Here is a 14,148-nt window from a genome sequence, read left to right on the forward strand (position 1 = left end):
CCGGTGCATGCCAGTCGCGCAGCCCGGCAAGCGGATCCGTCGGGGTCATCGCCCCCCTCCCGGGCGCAGCCCGAGCCCGCGCGCCAGCGCCGCGGCCGGGTCCTGATCGGTGCGCAGACGCAGCAGATGGGCGCGATGGGCGCGCGCCTGCTCAACGACCTGCTCGCGCGCGGCGGCACGCGCCTCGGCCCAGGCGGCGCGCCGTCGCGACCCGCGCAGATCGAGCCAGCCGCAGCGCCCGGCGGCGAGCACCGGGTAGCGTCCGGGCGGCGGCGGTTCGCACTCGAGCACATCCTCGATCTGTACCCACACCAGCTCGGCCCCGCGCCCCAGCCGGGTCAGGCTGGGGTCGCGTCCCGCGCCGAGCCCGGCGAGATCGCTCACCAGCACCACCAGCGCGCCGGGACGGACCACCCGATCGAGCCGCGCGAGCGCCGTCTGCAGCGTCATCGCCGTCTCTGCCGAGGTGGTGGCGGGCGCGGCCAGCGACTCGAACAGCGCGAGCAGCCCGCGAGCGCGCGCCGCCGGCGGGTGCAGCCGGATGGCGTGGTCGTCGAACACCAACCCGCCGACGCGATCACCCCGCGCCAGCGCCGCCCAGCCGAGCAGCGCGGCGACGCGCGCGGCGATCACCGACTTGAAGGCCACCCGGGTGGCGAAGCGCATCGTCGCGCGCTGGTCGACACAGAGCCACACCGGGCGCTCGCGCTCCTCGCGGAAGCACTTGACGTGCGCCTCACCGGCGCGCGCGGTGACCCGCCAGTCCATGTGACGTGGCTCGTCGCCGGGCTGGTAGGGGCGCGATTCGGCGAACTCCATGCCGCGCCCGCGCAGCCGCGACGGGTGCGCCCCGCCCCGCGCGGCGAGCACCCGCACGCGCGGGGCGAGATCGAGCCCGCTGGCGCGGGCGCGCAGCCCGACCAGCTCGGCGACCCCGACGGCAAGCGCGCTGGTCTCAGGCACAGCTCACCCGCGCCAACAGCAGCGCGATGAAGTCGTCGGCGGTGCGCCCCTCGGCCTCGGCCTCGTAGCCGAGCAGCAGACGGTGACGGAGCACGTCGGGGGCGAGGCGGCGCACGTCCTCGGGGGAGACGAAGTCGCGTCCCTCCAGCCAGGCCAGGGCGCGCGCGCAGCGCTCCAGCGCCAGGGTGGCGCGCGGACTGGCGCCGAAGCGCAACCAGCCGTCGAGCGCCGGGTCGTAGTCGGCCGGGGCGCGGGTGGCGAGCACCAGATGGAGCAGATAGTCCTCGACCTCGGGGGCGAGATAGAGATCGAGGATGGCGCGCCGCGCCGCGAACACCTGGGCCTGGGTGATCTCGGCGCCGCCCTCGCTCGCACCGGCGCCCTCGCGCGCCCGGGCGCGGTCGAGGGCGAGGATGGCGCGCTCGGTGTCGAGATCGGGGTAGTCGACCCGCACCTGCATCAGGAAGCGATCGAGCTGGGCCTCGGGCAGCGGATAGGTGCCCTCCTGCTCGATCGGGTTCTGGGTGGCCATCACCAGGAACAGCTCGGGCAGCCGGTAGGTCTCGCGTCCGACGGTGATCTGGCGCTCGCCCATCGCCTCGAGCAGCGCCGACTGCACCTTGGCCGGGGCGCGGTTGACCTCGTCGGCGAGCAGCAGGTTGTGGAACAGCGGCCCGCGATCGAAGCGGAAGCTGCCGTCGTGGGGACGGTAGATCTCGGTGCCGGTGAGGTCGGCGGGCAGCAGGTCGGGGGTGAACTGGACGCGGTGGAAGTCGCCCTCGATCCCCTCGGCCAGGGCCTTGACCGCGCTGGTCTTGGCCACCCCGGGCGGGCCCTCGACGAGCAGATGGCCGTCGGCGAGCAAGGCCACCAACAGCCGCTCGACCAGGGCGCGTTGACCGAGGATGCGCGCCGAGAGCCGCACCCGCAGCGCGGCGAAGACCGCCTGTAGATCGCTCATCGGATCAGCTGCCGACACGGCGCACCTCCTCGTTATCAAAAGCGTCGGACTCGATCCAGTCGAGCAGCTCATGCGGGCTGCTCAGCGGCGCCCCGGCGCCGGCCGCGTGCAGCCGCGCCGGGTCGGTATAGCCCCAGCCGACGGCGACGAAGCCGGTGCCGGCGGCGCGCGCCGCCTCCAGATCGCGCAGCTCGTCGCCGACATAGAGCATGCGCGCCGGGCGCAGCCGCTCGCGCGCGGCGAGCCGACGCAGCACGCGCGACTTGCCGAACAGCGCCGCGCCGCCGACGACGAAATCGAGATGGGGCAGCGGGTAGCACGCGAGATAGGCCGCCAGGCTCTCGCTGGCGTTGGAGGAGAGCACGCCGAGACGCACCCCGCGCGCGGCCAGCGCCTCCAGGGTCTCGGTCCAGCCGGGGACCGGCGGGGTGGCGAGCAGACCGGCGCGCATCTCGCGGCGCATCCGCGCCGCGAAGCTCGGCACCCGGTAGGCCGGAATACCCAGCGTCTGCACGATCTCGCGCGCGTGCAGCCCGCGCAACCGCTCGGCAGCGGCGCGGTCGAGCGCGTCGCAACCGAACGCCGGGCCGACCCGGGTGAAGGCGTCGAGCGCCGCCTCGGTGCTGTCGACCAGGGTGCCGTCGAAGTCGAAACAGAGACAGTCGAACATAGGGTCAGGGGTCCATGAGGGTCGGGGTCAAGCACGATCGACCGGGCCGGGCGGGCGCGACCCTGGGGGACGGGACCGCCCGGCGCCGGGGAGAGACGCGACGTCCTCCCGACGCCGCGCACAACAGGCTACTACAGGGTGGCGCCGAGCTGCACCAGGATCTCCGAGTCGCGCGGCAGCACCTCGACCTCGGCCTTGGAGGCGAGCAGCTGCTCGGTCTCCATCACCTCGAGCACCGTATCGAGCACCTCGGGGTCGCGTTCGGCGATGGCGTTGAGCGCCTCGCCGACGATCGCCGGGCGGGTGGCGGCGGCCTCGGCCATCTGCTGCGAGACCTTGTAGGCGGTCTGGCTCTGGATCAGGCCGACGCGGTTCTCGCCGTCCTGCTTCATCGCGCTGGTGACCTGGATCAGCCGCTTGACCACCTTGTCGGTGATGTTGTCGACCATCTGCCGGTCGGTGAAGGCGACCTTGCGGATATAGACCGAGCCGAGCCGGTAGCCCCAGCGCTCGGAGAGCGGCGAGACCTCGGCGCGCACCCGACGGCTGAGCTGGTGACGGTCCTCGAGCATCTTGTCCATCTCCAGATTGCTCAGGGTGGAGACGGCGGCGCTGGCGACATTGGCCTGCAGCGAGCCCTCGGGGTTGGCGTTGTTGAACAGATAGGCGATGGGGTCGCTCACCTGCATCTCGTACCACAGCCCCACGCCCATCGGCGTGCCCTCCTCGGAGTTGACCATCTGGTCGCGCAGATAGTGCTGGCGCAGCGCGGTGGAGACCTTGTAGCGCTTGCCGAAGAAGGGCAGCAGCAGGGCGCGCAGCCCGAAGTGGGCGAGCGGGAAGCGCAGCCCGGGCTCGTCGAGGGTACCGATGACCTTGCCGAACAGGGTGAAGACCTGGGCCTCGCGCTCGCGCACCACGGCATAGAGCCCGAGGCTGCGGGCGATGGCGAGCAGCACCGGGATGTAGATGAGACCGATGACGAAGGCGATGGTGGAACCGATCATGTTGTCCATGGCGTCTCTCCCCTCAGCGCTCGAGCCCGGTGGTGCGGACGATGCGCGAGGCGCGCCCGAGCAGCGGCACGCGCAGGTTGCGGATATAGGCGCGCAGCGCCTCGGTGCCGCCGCTCGACTTGATCCGCGACAGCGTCTCGGCCAGCTCGCGCAGCGGCGCGACCTCGGCCTGGGCGTTGTTGCGCGCGATCTCCACCGCGCGCTTGCTCATGGTGATCTGCTGCTCGGCGTCGGCGCGCGCCGTGGAGATATCGGCGGCGACCTGGTTGCGGGTGGAGTTGATCGCCGAGAGCGCACGGTCGACCTCGCTCGGCGGGTCGATCTGGGTGATCAGTGCGGCATCGAGCTCGATGCCGTAGCGCGCCCCGGTCGAGCGGCACTGCTGCTCCATGTAGTCGTTGAGCAGCGGCAGGTTCTTGCGCAGGTCGTTGATCGAGACGCCCTCGGAGAGTTCGGCGGCGGCCTCACCCTGCGCCAGCTCGCCCTCACCGACCAGCCCCTCGCCCTTGGGGTCGACGAAGTTGGCGATGCGCTCGCGCAGCACCGAGATGAAGTAACCCATGACGTGCTCGAGCGGGCTGTCGACACCGAAGCAGTAGGCATAGAGGTTGGATTCGGCGACGCGGAAGCGGATCTGACCGCCGACCCCGGTGGTGAGGTTGTCCTTGGTGACCGCCTCGACCATCACCTGATCCTTGGTCGGGTCCCAGGTCAGGTCGATGGCCTGGGTGACGACGCTGACCTTGTGCACCTCCTGCCACGGCCACTTGAAGTAGGGGCCGCCGGGGCCGATCACCCGCACCTGCGGGAAGCGGTAGCGTTGCTGTTCCTCGGCGTCGAGCGCCGGGTCCTCGACCATCAGCTCGCCGAGTCGCTCGACGCGACCGAAGCTGGTGATCAGCGCGCGCTCGTCCGGACTCACGGTGTAGAAGGCGCGCACGAACACCTTGAACACCACGAACGCCAGCATGCCGAGCATGAATGCCGTCAGATACATGGCAGCTTGACCTCTCTAGCGGAGGGCGGCGCATCCGCGCCGCCTGGGGGACGCGCCCCGCCGACGGGGGCGGGGCGCGGGCGGAGACGGGAAGAAGGGCCGCACATCAGGGCGTGCGCTCGCGCGCGGCGCGAGCGATGGCGATGGCGTTGCCGATGGCGGTGCGGGCATGCGGGCTGGCGCGCCAGCAGGGGGCGTGGAGCATGTCGGCGATCAGCCCGACCAGGGGCTCGATCTGCTGCCCGGCGAGGGTGTCGAGATCCTCGATGCCGAGCTGTTCGAGCCGCGCGATCACCCGCGGTCCGATCTGATGGCCGCCGAGCAGCAGGGCGCGCTCGGCACTGGAAAACGGCATCGATCCCTCCCCGCGCCGGTGCCGACCGGCGCTCAGTCGCCCTTGAAGCCCACCCGCTGGTGGCTACCGTCGCAGAAGGGCTTGTTGGCCGAGGCCCCGCAGCGGCACAGATAGGCCTTGTCGCCGCGCCAGGCCACGCGCGCGCTGGCGGCACGGATCACCAGGTTGCCCTCGAGTTCGAGCGGCCCGTCGGGCAGTGGCCGCACCGCCAGCGGCCCATCGGCGGCGAAGGTGCCGCGCCCCTGCTCGCCGACGGCGCCATAGTCCTCGAAGTCGGCCTCGCGGTGGCTGTTGTCGCAAAACGGCTTGTTGGCCGAGGCCCCGCAGCGACACAGCGCCACCCGGCGGCTGGTGCCGGCGTGCTCGGGCACCTCGCCGGCACCCTCCAGCGCCAGCTCGCCGTGACAGTACAGGGGGCCATTGTAGACCACCACCGCCGCGTTCTCGCCAGGGGCCGACTCAGGACCGCCGGTCTTGTCGACATAGCTCAGCGCACCGCTCGGACAGCGCTCGACGATCTCGCGCACCCGTTCGCGCTCGGTGACATCGGGATCGCACCAGGGATCGCGCCCGGGAACGAACAGCTCGCCCTTGGCACGGACGCACTCGCCGATATGGATACACAGACGCTCGTCCCAGTAGACATCGATCTCCTCGCCCGGGAAGTGGTGCACGCCATCATTGCTCATCACTGGACTCCTCAAGTGGTCTCTGTGGGTAAGCGTCCCGCGCACGGGACCGCCTGGAGAGACCAACCGACGCCGCAACACACCGTCGGTCGGCGCGAGGCCGAACCTCGCAACGCGTCGGCACACAAAACAGCACCACACGCGTGTTTTCCTAATGGGGCCCTTGGTCGATCATGCAAAGCGTCGGAGTGAACTTCATCGCCCTCCTGACGTCTCATCGGCCGTGGCAGGCCCCACGGCCGCACCCGTCCCCGTCGTCACGCACGGCGCTCGCCGCCGTCACCAACACGGAGTCGAGAACATGCCCAGTCAAGCCGTCCGCTCGCACCACCCCACACCCGCCCCGGCCCCGACGGTCAGCCGGGTCGACATCGGTGACCCGCTCGACTGGCTCGCCGCCGGCGTCCGGGGCTTTGCCGAGGCACCCGCGGCGAGCCTGCTCTACGGCACGCTCTTCGTACTCGCCTGCTGGGGCGCGTTGGCGCTGACCTGGACCCTGCCCTGGTTCACCATCGCTTTCCTCACCGGCCTGCTGCTGCTCGGCCCCTTCCTCGCCGCCGGGCTCTATGTCGCCGCACGCCAGCGCGAGGCCGGCGAGCCGGTGGCCATCCGCGCCAGCCTGACACTGATCTGGGAGCGCCGTACCAACCTAGGGCTGTTCGTGCTCTTCCTCGGGCTGATTGCCGCGGCCTGGGTGCGCTTCTCGGCACTGCTGTTCGCGATCAAGTTCAACACCCTCTCGCCCTCGACCGAGCGCATCACCGGGCTCTTGGCCGGGCACTTCGATCCAGTGGTCACACTGTTCTTCCTCGGCATCGGACTGCTGCTAGCGATAGCAGTGTTCGTCACCAGTGCCGTCTCCATCCCGATGATCCTCGACCGCGACGTCGGCCCGCTCACCGCCATCCACACCAGCCTGCGTGCCTGTGCCCACAATGCACCGGCGATGACCTTGTGGGCAGCGCTGATCGTGGCCCTCACCGGCTTCGGGATCCTCACCCTGTTCATCGGGCTGGTGGTGATCTTCCCGGTGCTCGGCTATGCCACCTGGGAGAGCTATCGACGAATGATCGCCTGAGACGTCCGCCCCGCGGTCGCGGGGCGGACGACGGACACGGTTCTCAACCTCGCGCCGCAAGGCGGCGCATCTCACTGCACCATGGAGGATGCAACCATGCGTAAACGTCCGACTCCCTTCCACATCGTGCTCTACGGCGCCCTGCTCGCCCTGGTCACCAGCTTCGGCGCCCGCGCCGATGTCAGTGCCAGCGGCGTGGTCGAGCGCGTCTGGGACGACGGTTTTCTGCTCGACACCGGCACCGAGATCCTCGATGTCGAGATCTACAGCCTGCGCGCCCTGGGCATCACCCCGGGCATTCGGGTGACCATCGCCGGCGATTATGACGACGACTACGATGATGACTTCGACGACGATGACGATGACGACGATCGCGACTTCCGCGCCCGCCGCGTGACCATCGACTGACCGAGCCGGCTGTCAGCGTCTCGCTGACAGCCGCCAGCGGGAGAGGTTAGGCGCTGCCAGCTAACAGCTGGCGGCTGGAAGCTGGTACCCCATTTGCCTCACCCATTTCGTACCGTCTAGACTGTTTTACTCCTGTCCAGACCGGTGACCTTCTCCATGCCCGAGCCCCAAGCCCCCAAGCCGCCGCTGCGCGAGCGCGTGCTCGATGCCGCCGAGACCGTGGTGATGCGCGACGGTGCCGCACGATTAACCCTCGATGCGGTGATCACCGAGGCCGCTGTCAGCAAGGGCGGGATGCTCTATCACTTCAAGAGCAAGGAGGCGCTGCTCGAGGGGCTGGTCGCACGCACCCTGGCACGCGACGAGGCCGAGATCGCGGCGTTGCGCGATACCCTGCCCGCCGACCTCCCCAACCGAGAGGGCCGCGCCCGACTCACCGCCTCGCTCGCGCACTGCCCAGTCTCGCCCGAACTCGGCATCGCGGTGATCGCCGCCTCCGCCCACCACCGCGAACTGCTCACCCCGGCGCGCGCGCACATCGCCAGCGCACTCGATGCACTCACCGAGCTGGAGTCGGAGATCCCGACCGCACGCTTGCTCTATCTGGCGATGGCCGGACTCTACATGCTCGACGCCCTCGGCATCTCGCCGCTCGAACCCGACGCAGCCGATGCGCTGCGCGCCCAGGCCCGGCGCATCCTCGATGATCACGGAGCACGCACATGACCGCCATCACCCATCGCCTCCCATTGCTGGGCGTGGCCCTGCTCGGCCTGCTGACGGCCACGCTCACCGGCTGTGATCGGGCCGGCGCCGAGTCCCACCCACCCGGCACGCCTGCGCCACAGCCGGTAAGGCTGTTCACCGTCGATGCCAGCCCCAAGGTCGAGACCCGCCAGTTCCCGGCTACCATCCAGGCCTCGCAGACCTCGGCCGTCTCATTCCAGGTGCCGGGCAAACTCGAACGCTTCCCCATCCGCGAGGGCGAGACCATCCGCGCCGGTGAGACGATCGCCGCGCTCGACGCCACCGACTACGCGCTCGCGCTGCGCGAGGCCAGGGTCCAGGCCGATCTCGCGCGTAAGGAACTCAAGCGCAAGCAGGCGCTCAGCGCGCGCGGCCATCTCGCCGAGAACGCCCTCGACGACGCGCGCGCCACCGCTGATCTCGCGCAGGTGCGGCTGGAACAGGCAGCACAGAACCTCGCCTACACCGAGCTGGAGGCGCCCTTCGACGCGCTGCTCGCCGAACGCCTGGTCGATCGTTTCGTCAACGTTCGTGCCGGCGAACCGATCGCGCTGCTGCAGGACATCTCGGTGCTCACCGTCGAGGTCGATGTACCCGAACGGCTGATGGCCCTGGTACAACGCGAGCAGGTCGGCGCCATCACCGCCGAACTCTCGGCTCGTCCAGGGCGCAGCTTTCCGCTGACCATCCGCGAGTTCGCCACCGAGCCCGATCCGCGCACCCGCACCTATACCATCACCCTGTTCATGACCAACCCCGACGACCTGCGGGTCCTGCCGGGGATGACCGCCACCGTCCACGCCGAGATCCTCGCCGCCCCTGAGGGCGCGATCGAGGTGCCGATCGGCGCGCTCGACGCCGATGCCGCCGGCGACTTCCGCGTCTGGGTCTACGACCCCGAGCGCGGTCAGGTACAGCCGCGCGCCGTCGCGGTCGCTACCCTCGACGGCAGCCACGCACGCATCCTCTCGGGGCTGGCCGAGGGTGAACGCATCGTCGCCGCCGGGGTCGGCTTCCTCAGCGCCGGCCAACGGGTACGCCCGCTCGAGGCGAGCGCACCATAGAACCAGGACGTCGTATTCATGGATATCGCCCGCGCCGCTATCGACAAGCCAGTCAACACCTGGCTGCTGATCCTCATCTGTCTGCTCGGGGGGCTCTGGGCCCTGTTCAGCCTGGGACGGTTGGAGGACCCCGAGTTCACCATCAAACGCGCGATCATCAGCACCAGCTATCCCGGGGCCTCCGCGCTCGAGGTCGAGCAGGAGGTGACCGATCAGCTCGAGATCGCGCTCCAACGCCTGCCCCAGATCAAGGAGATCCGCTCGCGCTCCGAGCCGGGGCGCTCGCTGATCGATATCGAGATCTTCGAGCACTACGACTCCAGCCAACTCCCCCAGGTCTGGGACGAGGTACGGCGCAAGGTCGGCGACGCCACCGCTGCCCTGCCTCCAGGGGCGGGGACGCCCTACGTCAACGACGACTTCGGAGATGTCTACGGGCTCTATTACGCGCTCAGTGCGCCCGGCTACAGCCAGGCCGAGCTGCGCGACTTCGCCCGCACCCTGCGCCAGGAACTGCTGCGGATACCGGGCGTGGCCAAGGTGGCGATCAGCGGGCTGCGCGCCGAGCGCATCTTCGTCGAGCCGCCGCAGTCAGTACTCACCCAACTCGGCATCGCCCCGACCCAGATCGTCAACGCCATCTCGGTGCAGAACGCGGTGGTCGACAGCGGCGCGCTGCGGGTCGGCGATCGCTCGGTACGACTCGCCCCCTCCGGCACCTTCGATTCGGTCGCGCGCATCGAGGCGCTGCCGCTCGGCGGCCCCGGGGCGCGCAGCGAGCACGCCAGCCTGCGGCTCGGCGACATCGCCCGGGTGAGCCGTGGCGAGGAGGAGATCCCGACCCTACTGGTGCGCCACAACGGTCGCCCGGCGGTGGCCATCGGCGTCTCGGCGCAGAGCGGCACCAACATCGTCGAGGTCGGCGCGGCGGTCGAGACGCACATCCGCACGCTGCTCGAGACCCTGCCGCTCGGCGTCACCATCGACCCGATCTATCAGCAGCACCGAGTGGTCGACGAGGCGGTCAACGGTTTTCTCGTCAACCTCGCCAGCTCGGTGGCGATCGTCATCCTGGTGCTCTGTCTAGCGATGGGCTGGCGCGGCGGGCTGGTGGTCGGCGGGGTGCTGCTGCTCACCGTGCTCGGCACCCTGCTGCTGATGAAGATCGGCGGCATCACCATGCAGCGCGTCTCGCTCGGCGCGCTGATCATCGCCATGGGCATGCTGGTCGACAACGCCATCGTCATCGCCGAGGGGATGATGGTGCGGATGCGGCGTGGGCTGGGGGCGCTGGAGGCGGCGCAGCAGATCACCAACCAGACCAAGTGGCCGCTGCTGGCAGCGACGGTGATCGGCATCCTCGCCTTCTCCGGGATCGGGCTATCGAACGACTCGACCGGCGAGTACACCTTCTCACTGTTCGCGGTGATCGCCATCTCGCTGCTGCTGAGCTGGGTGCTGGCGGTGACCGTAGCCCCGCTGTTCGGCAGCTATCTGTTCCGTAGCGCCGCCGAGCGCCGCGACGAGGAGGAGGCCGGCGGCGTCCTGCTCGGCGGTTATCGCGGTCTGGTGCACCTGGCGCTGCGCCACCGGCTGAGCACGGTGGCGATGCTGGTCGGCTCGACCCTGGCGGCGGTGATCGGCTTCGGCGCCGTGCCCCAGTCCTTCTTCCCCGACAGCGCCACGCCGCTCTTCTATGTCGACGTGTGGCACGAACAGGGCACCGACATCCGCGCCACCGCCGCCGACATGGCCGAACTCGGCAACGCGCTCAGCCAGCTCGACGGGGTCACGGACGTCACCACCTTCAGCGGCTCGGGCGCCGACCGGCTGATGCTGGTCTATGCCCCGGAGCTACCCAACAGCGCCTATGGCCAGTGCATCGTGCGCGTCACCGACGCCGCGCGCATCCCCGAGATCGCCGCGCGCGTGCGCCAGTGGCTCAGCGAGCACCAGCCCCAGGTCAAGGGTTGGACCACCCGCATCCGCCTCGGCCCCGGTGGCGGCGCCAAGATCGAGGCGCGCTTCTCCGGCCCCGACAATGCCACCCTGCGCGCGCTCGCCGCCGAGGCCGAGCACATCTTCCGTGACCACGGCCTGATCAACGTGCGCCACGACTGGCGCCAGTACCGCCCGCTGATTGTCCCGCGCCTAGCCGAGGAGCGCGCCACCGCCGCCGGGGTGAGCCGCGCCGACATCGCCGACGCCCTGGCGATGGTCGCCGAGGGGCGCACCGTCGGGCTCTATCGCGAGGGCGACCGGCTGATCCCGATCGTGATGCGCGCCCCCGATGACGAGCGCAACGGCAACACCGACCTGCGCGACCGCCGCGTCTGGTCGACCACCGCCGGTGCCTACATCCCCATGACCGAGGTCATCGATCGCTTCGAGACCGGCACCGAGGACGGGCTGATCCGCCGGCTCGACAAGGCGCGCACCATCACCGCCCAGGCCGACCCCGCCTACGGCGCCAATACCGACGCGGCGCTCGCGCAGGTGCGCGGCGCGGTCGAGGCGATCGCGCTACCGCCGGGCTATCGGCTCGAATGGGGCGGCGAGTACGAGGACTCCAGCGACGCCGAGGCCGCGCTCGCGCACAGCGTCCCGCTCGGCTTCCTGGCGATGGTGCTGATCACCGTGGCGCTGTTCGGCCGGGTGCGCCAGCCGCTGATCATCTGGCTATGCGTGCCGATGGCGATCACCGGCGTCACCGCCGCGCTGCTCGCCACCGGACAGTCGTTCGGCTTCATGGCCCTGCTCGGCTTCCTCAGCCTCTCGGGCATGCTGATCAAGAACGCCATCGTCCTGGTCGACGAGATCGACCTGCGTATCGCCGACGGCCACCACCGCCACGACGCCATCGTCGCTGCCAGCGTCAGCCGTTTCACCCCGGTGATGCTCGCCGCCGGCACCACCATCCTCGGCATGATCCCGCTGCTCTTCGACGTCTTCTTCGCCTCCATGGCCGTCACCATCATGGGCGGACTGGCCTTCGCCACCGCCCTCACCCTGATCGCGGTGCCGGTGTTCTATGCCGGGTTCTTCAAGGTGCGGGAGGATGAGGGGTGAGAGGTGAACTGCGACAGTCGCCAGCCACTCCGTCGATCCGACGAGGCTGTGTCGAGTGAGTATGACCAGGATCACGCAACTGGGGCATAATGACGTTTTGGAAACGTACGACCCTTGATCGACACCATGAACGTAGCCGGCCTGTTCAGCGGCATCGGTGGCTTGGAACTCCCCTTCGAGGCTCACGGTGCGAATACCGTTTTGCTGTGCGACGCATGGGACTCGTCCCGTAGCGTCCTGTCGGCACACTTCCCCGACGTCAGATTGAGCGACGACGTCCGCGAACTCGACGAACTCCCGGACGGGGTCGACATCGTCACCGCCGGTTTCCCCTGCACCGACCTCTCCCAGGCAGGGCGCATGGCCGGCATCCGTGGCGAGGAGTCCGGGCTGGTCGAACACGTCTTCCGGTTGCTGCGCGCACGCGAGGTCGAGTGGTTGGTGCTGGAGAACGTGCGCAACATGTTGGTACTCGACGGCGGGCGGGCGATGTCCTACCTGGTCTCGGAGCTGGAGGCCCTGGGTTTCCGCTGGGCCTACCGGTTGGTCGATTCGCGCTTCACCGGCGTACCGCAGCGACGCCACCGTGTCCTGCTCGTCGCTTCACGCCATCACGACCCACGTACCGTCCTCTTCGCCGACGAACACGGCGAACCGGGATCCTCGATCTTCCGTGACGACGCGTTCGGGTTCTACTGGACCGAGGGCCTGACCGGACTCGGCTGGGCACAGGACGCAGTACCACCCTTGAAGGGGGGGTCCGGACTCGGTATCCCCTCACCGCCGGCGGTCTGGGTACCGGGGGCCGACACTGGGCGACGACTGGTGACACCATGCATCGAGGACGCCGAGGCGCTACAAGGGTTCGAGCGCGGCTGGACGGCTCCGGCACAACTCGACCGACGCGGTAAGAGCGCACGCTGGAAACTGGTCGGCAACGCGGTGACGGTAGGCGTCGCCGAGTGGTTGATCGGTCGCCTGCACCGACCTGGTGAGGTCGTCGTCCCGCACCGCCGGCTCAATACACCCGGACGTTGGCCCCATGCGGCCTACGGCACCGCCGGGGAGGTTTGGAAATTCGAGGCCAGTTCCTGGCCGATCCGACGCGAGTACCGACACCTGCTCGACCTACTCACCCAGGATGCAGCCAATCCGTTGTCACAACGCGCGAGCGCGGGGTTCCTGTCTCGGGTCAAACGCTCACGACTCAGGTTCGTCCCGGAATTCCTTGCCGACCTCGAGCAACACGTCGAATACATGGCATCGGGGGACACCCACCACGGAAAAAAGAGGCGTATCGCCGCGGCATGAGCACGAACCGGACGGAGACCGAGATGACCATGCGCTGGGCAGACCTCGAGCCCGATCCACGCATTGCCGATGCACTCCGACAAGCAGGGGCTCGACCCGAGGGCGGCGACCAGAACCAGAAACGCGGCTGGAGCGAGCGTTTCGCCAATGCATGCGCCGTGGCCATCGCCAGGACGATCGCAGAAGCGAGGGAACTGCGCGGTAAGACCGTACGCCCCGTCGATCCCGATCAAGGCGTCGAGCCGCTCGTCCCTCTGGGCTCCGGCGTCAGCAAACGGATCGACGTCACGGTCACCGACCCGTTGCTCGGTCTGGAGATCGGGGTCTCCCTCAAGGGACTCAATTTCCGCGACGGCCGCAGTGGCAACTACGACAAAAACCTGACCGGTCGTCTCTACGAGCTCGGCGACGAGGTACGGGTGGTCCACGAACACCTACCACATGCATTCATGGCGGGTGTGTTCTTCCTTCCGCTCGGGGCAGTGGACGACAAGCAGAACGGCAACTCATCCTTCGCCAACGCCGTGTACAAACTCGCACGCAGGACCGGACGGATCGACCCATCGCTGGCGCACCACGCACCGCGCTGCGACATCGCATTCGTCGCGCTCTACACCACCGGGAGCGAACCCGAAGGGTTCCCGCCCGGGCTCGTGCGCTTCCTCGACGTCACCGAGCAGGCCCCTCCTCGCCGTGGGCGTCCACGCGTCCACACCACACTGTCCTTGCAGGAAGCGGTCGAACGCATCGTCGCCCGAGCCACCGTCCAGGACGACGTCCTCTGGGCCGACCCCGAACCCAACGAATGACCCCGCCCGAC

14 protein-coding genes are annotated in these 14,148 nt (G+C 69.4%); 7 read left to right on the forward strand and 7 right to left on the reverse strand.

Translation table 11 applies throughout. The annotated features are described in order from the left end of the window. Window positions 1–45: 45 nt before the first annotated feature. The 7 genes from HF203_RS13215 to HF203_RS13245 all read right to left on the reverse strand — a co-directional run bounded on the left by HF203_RS13215 (window position 46) and on the right by HF203_RS13245 (window position 5,651). Window positions 46–963, reverse strand: coding sequence for a DUF58 domain-containing protein (locus HF203_RS13215; RefSeq protein WP_168670474.1), 918 nt, complete (start codon window positions 961–963; stop codon window positions 46–48). Then, a complete protein-coding gene (locus HF203_RS13220) occupies window positions 956–1,924 on the reverse strand; it encodes an AAA family ATPase (RefSeq protein WP_062271284.1) in 969 nt (322 codons plus the stop codon). Before HF203_RS13220 ends, HF203_RS13215 begins: the two co-directional genes overlap by 8 nt. A gap of 4 nt (window positions 1,925–1,928) precedes the next feature. After that, window positions 1,929–2,594 (reverse strand): HAD family hydrolase, encoded by a 666-nt coding sequence (locus HF203_RS13225; RefSeq protein WP_168670476.1) that lies wholly within the window; start codon window positions 2,592–2,594, stop codon window positions 1,929–1,931. Window positions 2,595–2,725: 131 nt separating this feature from the next. Beyond that, window positions 2,726–3,610, reverse strand: coding sequence for an SPFH domain-containing protein (locus HF203_RS13230; protein ID WP_062271288.1), 885 nt, complete (start codon window positions 3,608–3,610; stop codon window positions 2,726–2,728). A gap of 13 nt (window positions 3,611–3,623) precedes the next feature. Beyond that, on the reverse strand, window positions 3,624–4,607 hold the full coding sequence (locus HF203_RS13235) for an SPFH domain-containing protein (RefSeq protein WP_168670478.1): 984 nt from the start codon (window positions 4,605–4,607) through the stop codon (window positions 3,624–3,626). A gap of 106 nt (window positions 4,608–4,713) precedes the next feature. Next, window positions 4,714–4,962 (reverse strand): helix-hairpin-helix domain-containing protein, encoded by a 249-nt coding sequence (locus HF203_RS13240; protein ID WP_123141775.1) that lies wholly within the window; start codon window positions 4,960–4,962, stop codon window positions 4,714–4,716. A gap of 32 nt (window positions 4,963–4,994) precedes the next feature. Next, complete coding sequence (locus HF203_RS13245) at window positions 4,995–5,651, reverse strand: CDGSH iron-sulfur domain-containing protein (RefSeq protein ID WP_168670480.1); 657 nt, start codon at window positions 5,649–5,651, stop codon at window positions 4,995–4,997. Between the two features lie 301 nt (window positions 5,652–5,952). Between HF203_RS13245 and HF203_RS13250 the strand changes: the two genes are divergently transcribed. The 7 genes from HF203_RS13250 to HF203_RS13280 all read left to right on the forward strand — a co-directional run bounded on the left by HF203_RS13250 (window position 5,953) and on the right by HF203_RS13280 (window position 14,137). Then, window positions 5,953–6,729 (forward strand): DUF2189 domain-containing protein, encoded by a 777-nt coding sequence (locus tag HF203_RS13250; protein ID WP_168670482.1) that lies wholly within the window; start codon window positions 5,953–5,955, stop codon window positions 6,727–6,729. 96 nt (window positions 6,730–6,825) lie between these two features. Beyond that, window positions 6,826–7,137 (forward strand): hypothetical protein, encoded by a 312-nt coding sequence (locus tag HF203_RS13255; protein ID WP_168670484.1) that lies wholly within the window; start codon window positions 6,826–6,828, stop codon window positions 7,135–7,137. Between the two features lie 156 nt (window positions 7,138–7,293). Next, the gene (locus tag HF203_RS13260; protein WP_168670486.1) at window positions 7,294–7,863 is read left to right on the forward strand and encodes a TetR/AcrR family transcriptional regulator; all 570 of its coding nucleotides are present in this window, start codon (window positions 7,294–7,296) and stop codon (window positions 7,861–7,863) included. Further along, window positions 7,860–8,948 (forward strand): efflux RND transporter periplasmic adaptor subunit, encoded by a 1,089-nt coding sequence (locus HF203_RS13265; protein ID WP_168670488.1) that lies wholly within the window; start codon window positions 7,860–7,862, stop codon window positions 8,946–8,948. Before HF203_RS13260 ends, HF203_RS13265 begins: the two co-directional genes overlap by 4 nt. An 18-nt stretch (window positions 8,949–8,966) precedes the next feature. Beyond that, the gene (locus HF203_RS13270) at window positions 8,967–12,017 is read left to right on the forward strand and encodes an efflux RND transporter permease subunit (RefSeq protein WP_168670490.1); all 3,051 of its coding nucleotides are present in this window, start codon (window positions 8,967–8,969) and stop codon (window positions 12,015–12,017) included. Between the two features lie 126 nt (window positions 12,018–12,143). Next, window positions 12,144–13,328, forward strand: a complete 1,185-nt coding sequence (locus HF203_RS13275; protein ID WP_062271466.1) for a DNA cytosine methyltransferase — start codon at window positions 12,144–12,146, stop codon at window positions 13,326–13,328. 23 nt (window positions 13,329–13,351) lie between these two features. Next, window positions 13,352–14,137, forward strand: a complete 786-nt coding sequence (locus tag HF203_RS13280) for a hypothetical protein (RefSeq protein WP_062271303.1) — start codon at window positions 13,352–13,354, stop codon at window positions 14,135–14,137. Window positions 14,138–14,148 lie beyond the last annotated feature (11 nt).

The organism is Marichromatium bheemlicum (assembly GCF_012276755.1).
In the GTDB taxonomy this organism is placed as follows: Bacteria; Pseudomonadota; Gammaproteobacteria; order Chromatiales; family Chromatiaceae; genus Marichromatium; species Marichromatium bheemlicum.